Below are 4734 nucleotides of genomic sequence, written 5' to 3'. Positions count from 1 at the left end.
CAGGATGCAGGCCGCCAAGGCAGCGTAAGTGGATAATTGTCCAACCTTCGGGGGGCATACCAGCACCGCGAGGGAAGGGCCATTGCTGTGGGCCATGGAGGTCGATGAGCTCGCGGTCGATCCCGGACATGTCCAGATCCCGCCCGACCGTCAGGCCTTTGAATTCATCGAACAAGGCCTTGGGTGTGTGGAAATCGAACAGCGCAGGTGCATCGGGTTGCAGGCGCTTTTGCAGACGCTGGGCGAAGTCCACAGTAATTGCCCAGTCGGAGCGCGCTTCGCCGGGGGGCGCAATGGCGTTGCGGACATTGGAAATGCGCCGCTCCGAGTTGGTCACCGTGCCTTCTTTCTCGCCCCAGCTTGCGGCAGGCAGCAACAGGTCGGCATAGCGCGCTGTTTCGGTGGTCTTGAAAGCCTCCTGAAGTACCACGAACGGGCAGGTTTCCAGCGCCTGTCGGATTTTGTTCTGATCGGGCAGTGATTGTGCCGGGTTGGTACAGGCAATCCACAATGCCTTGATCGTACCGTTCTGCAGTTGTTCGAACAGTTCGATGGCGGACAAACCGGGCTTGGCGGGCAGGCTGTCGACGCCCCAGTAGTGCGCAACCTGCGCACGGTGTTCGGGATTGGCTGCGTCGCGGTGGCCGGGCAGCAGGTTGGACAGGCTGCCCGTTTCACGTCCGCCCATGGCGTTGGGTTGGCCGGTGAGCGAAAAGGGGCCTGCACCGGGTCGGCCGATCTGCCCGGTGGCCAGGTGCAGGTTGATCAGTGCGCTGTTTTTTGCACTTCCCGCAGTGGATTGATTCAGCCCCATGCACCACAGCGACAGAAAGCCCGGAGCTTCACCCACCCAACTGGCGCAGGTGTATAGCTGTTCCTGGGTAATGCCGCAGAGGTTTGCTACGCGTTCAGGTGGGTAATCTCGTACCAGCGCTGACAGCGCCTCATAGCCCTGTGTGTGTGCGGCAATGAACTCGGGATCAATCAGGCTTTCACTGATCAGCACATGGAGGATGCCGTGAAACAGCGCAACGTCGGTGCCAGGCTGAATCGCCAGGTGCAGGTCCGCCAGTTCGCAGGTATCGGTGCGCCGTGGGTCGATGACGATGAGTTTCATCTGCGGGCGACGGCTTTTTGCTTCTTCCAGGCGACGAAACAGAATCGGGTGCGCGTAGGCCATGTTGCTGCCGACGATCATCACGCAATCGCTCAGTTCGATATCTTCATAGCTGCAAGGCGGTGCGTCGGCGCCCAGGCTGCGCTTGTAGCCGGCCACGGCCGAAGACATGCACAGCCGTGAGTTGCTGTCGATATTGTTGGTGCCGACCAGTGCACGGGCCAGCTTGTTGAACGCGTAATAGTCCTCGGTCAGCAACTGGCCGGAAATATAGAATGCGACGCTGTCGGGGCCGTGCTCGCGGATGCTGTCGGCGAAGACGTTGGCCGCGTGCTCCAGCGCGGTGTCCCAATCGGTGACGCTGCGTGCCAGGCCTTTGCTCAGGCGTAGTTCCGGATACAGTGCGCGCGCTTCGATGTCCCCGGTCAGGTGCAGGCTTGAACCTTTGCTGCACAACTTGCCGAAGTTGGCCGGGTGCTTAGGGTCGCCGCTGACGCCGAGGATATTCTGCCCGTCATGCTCGATCAGCACGCCGCAGCCAACGCCGCAATAGCAGCAGGTGGACGCGGTCACCCGAGTGGTCTGAATGGCGAGGCTGGTCATGCGCAGGCGGCCTCTGGCGCGGCGGGTTTGCCGAACATCAGGTGATTGCGTATGGCATCAATGCCCTGGCCATCACGTATCTGCTGCAAGTACCAGCTTCCGTCCGCGGTGTCGCCATAAAGGCAGGCGCCGACCAGTACGTCGTTCTTGATCACCAGCTTTTTGTAGACGCCGCCGATGGGGTCCGAGAGGGTGATGCTTTCAGTGCCTTCAGCACCCAGAAAGTCTCCGGCGGAAAACAGGTCGATGCCGGTGACTTTCAGCTTGGTCGAGGTCACTGACCCCGGATAACGGGCAAAGCCCAACTGGGCAAGGTGATTGGCACACACCCGGGCCTGCTCGAACAGCGGTGCCACCAGCCCGTAAGCGATGCCGCGATGGCTGACGCATTCGCCAATCGCATAGATGCGCGGGTCGTAGGTCTGCAAGGTATCGTTGACCAGAATGCCCCGGTTGCAGGGCAGACCAGCCTGTTCGGCCAATTCGGTGTTGGGGCGTATGCCTGCGGCCATGACCACCAGATCGGTGTCGATCACCTCGCCGCTTTTGAATTGCACCGCGCGTACGCGGCCCAGATCATCGCCGAGCAAGGCTTCGGTCTGTTCGTTGAGGCGAAAACCCAGGCCGCGCTTTTCCAGCGCGGCTTGCAGCATCAGCCCGCTGGTTTTGTCCAGTTGGCGCTCCAGCAGCGTCTGGCCGTTGTGAATCACAGTGACCTGCATGCCGCGCAGGCTCAGGCCGTTGGCAGCTTCGAGCCCGAGCAGGCCGCCGCCGATGACCACTGCGCGTTTGTGTGTGACGGCGGCATCGATCATCTGACGGGTGTGGCCGATGTCGCGGTAGCCGATGACGCCTTCCAGCGTATTGCCGGGAACCGGCAGAATAAAGGGTCGTGAGCCGGTGGCGATCAGCAGGCGATCGTAAGAGGCCTGGGTGCCGTCATCGGCGATTACCACGCGTTTGATGCGGTCGATCTTCACCACGCGACGGTTCAGCAACAACTGGATACTGTTGCTTTCGTACCAGGCCAGATCGTTGAGCACGATGTCTTCGAAATTCTGTTCGCCTGCCAGCACTGGGGACAGCATGATGCGGTTGTAGTTGGGGTGTGGCTCGGCACCGAAGACCGTGATGTCATACAGGTCTTCGCTCAGTTTCAGCAACTCTTCGAGTGTGCGCACGCCGGCCATGCCGTTGCCTATCATCACCAGTTTGAGTTTTTTCATCTTGCCTCCGAGTCACTGCAGCGCGTGCTCGACACGTTTCGCGCAAACAAAAAAAGGCGTCCCGCCAGTTGCCTGACGGGGACGCCTTTGTCCGGTCCCGTTCTATCGGGAGGCGCAGCCTTCATCGTTGAGGGCTACGCGTTATGAATGATCTGCACAAGATCATGCAGCGCCTGTGCCAACTCGCATTCACTTGCGTAAAGGGGATTTCGGTCGATGCCTCAGGCTATTTCTGCACTGCGTTGAGGCGTGCTGCACAGAAGCAGGGCGGTCTGGTTCAGTGATGGCTCATGAGCCAGATCGCCAGCAGAAGATTGAGCAGCATCGAGATCAGTGCCAGCGTTTGCCAGACTTTGAGCGGTTCGCGTTCCAGCAACGGGCGCGGTTTTGCTACCACCGGGCGATGCTCGGCCTGCTCCATTTCCAGCAACCACTGCTCGGCGGTTTCGTAACGCTGGTGCGGGTCGGCTTGCAGTGCCTTGTCCAGACTCTGGCTCAGCCATTGCGGCAGATCCGGTCGATAACGGCTGGCGGCGATTGGCGTGCCGAAGCGGCGATGCTGAAAGGCTTCGATCTCGCCATACGGGTAGTGGCCTGTCAGCAGGTAGTACAGCGTGACGCCTGCCGCATACAGATCTTGCTGCGGATGCGGCTCAGCGCCGTTGAAGGCTTCCGGGGCGATGTAGCTCGGGGTGCCGGGCAAGTCGTCAGCGTTGCCAGTTGACAATCCCGGGCAGTAAGCCAGGCCGAAATCCAGCAGGCGCAGTTCGCCATCATCTGCCAGCAGCAGGTTTTCCGGTTTGATATCGCGATGAATGATGTTGCGCCGATGCAGCAGGCCCGCAGCGCGTAACAGTCGGGTCGCGAGGTCCTGCCATTGAGCCAGCGGCAGCGGCCCGTTGCGCGTGAAAACCTCGGCCAGTGTATTTCCGCAATACTCGCGCATCACGTAATACAGGTGCTGGCGGTCTGCCAGCGGATGGACCTCGGGAAAGAAGCGCCCGGCAACCCGGCGTAAAAACCACTCTTCAAGCAATAACCCTTGGCCTGCACCCGACTCGTCATGCCGGCTGGCCGGCAGGGTCTTGAGCAGCCACGGTTGGCCGTGGGTATCGGTCACCCGATAAAGGATGGACTGGCGCGACTGCGCCACGATGCCGCCAACCGTCCAGCCTTCGAAGCCCTGGCCCGCCTTGAGCGCGGGTGGCAGTGGCCATTGCTGCAATTGCAGCAGTGTGTCACCCAGATCGTCCTCGCCCAGGCTATCGACCTGAATCAGCAGGGCGCTGGCATTGTCCTGGCTGCCTGCCAGATGCGCCGCGCTGACCAGGGTTTTCACCGCCGAGTCGAGGTTGTCCTGCTCGGTCAGAATCGAGCGGATGCTGGCATCACCAAGGGTCGCCCAGACACCGTCGCTGACCAGCAACAGTCGTTCACCTTCACACAGCTCGCCGTCCAGATAGTCCATGACCACGTACTGGTCCAGGCCCAGCGCGCGCTTGAGCACATGCTGCATGTCGGCCTGTTCCCAGACGTGGTCTTCACTGATGCGCTTTAGCGTACCGGCCTGCCAGCGATAAGCCCGGCAGTCGCCGACGTGGGCCAGGGTGAAGCGTCGTCCGCGCAGCACCAGAGCGCTGAGGGTGGTCAGCAAACCGTTGGCCAGCAGCCAGCGATTCTGCGCCAGCAGCAGGCGGTCGAGAGACTGGGCCACGCCCCAGGTTTGTGGTATGCCCCCCGAAGGTTGGACAATTATCCACTTACGCTGCCTTGGCGGCCTGCATCCTG

At 61.2% G+C, this 4734-nt stretch carries 2 protein-coding genes and 1 pseudogene; all 3 read right to left on the bottom strand.

What is annotated here, in order from left to right:
- Positions 1 to 1720, bottom strand: a 1720-nt coding sequence (locus AO277_RS10840; protein ID WP_257214212.1) for a molybdopterin-dependent oxidoreductase, incomplete at its 3' end; no start/stop codon positions are given.
- A gap of 20 nt (positions 1721 to 1740) precedes the next feature.
- Positions 1741 to 2946 (bottom strand): annotated as a pseudogene (locus AO277_RS10835) (NAD(P)/FAD-dependent oxidoreductase); the annotation flags it as partial.
- A 277-nt stretch (positions 2947 to 3223) separates the two neighbouring features.
- Positions 3224 to 4734, bottom strand: a 1511-nt coding sequence (locus AO277_RS10830; RefSeq protein ID WP_099258967.1) for a bifunctional protein-serine/threonine kinase/phosphatase, incomplete at its 5' end; no start/stop codon positions are given.

It is taken from the genome of Pseudomonas amygdali (assembly GCF_002699855.1).
Lineage (GTDB): Bacteria > Pseudomonadota > Gammaproteobacteria > Pseudomonadales > Pseudomonadaceae > Aquipseudomonas > Aquipseudomonas amygdali.
This window is presented reverse-complemented; position numbering and strand designations above follow the sequence as displayed.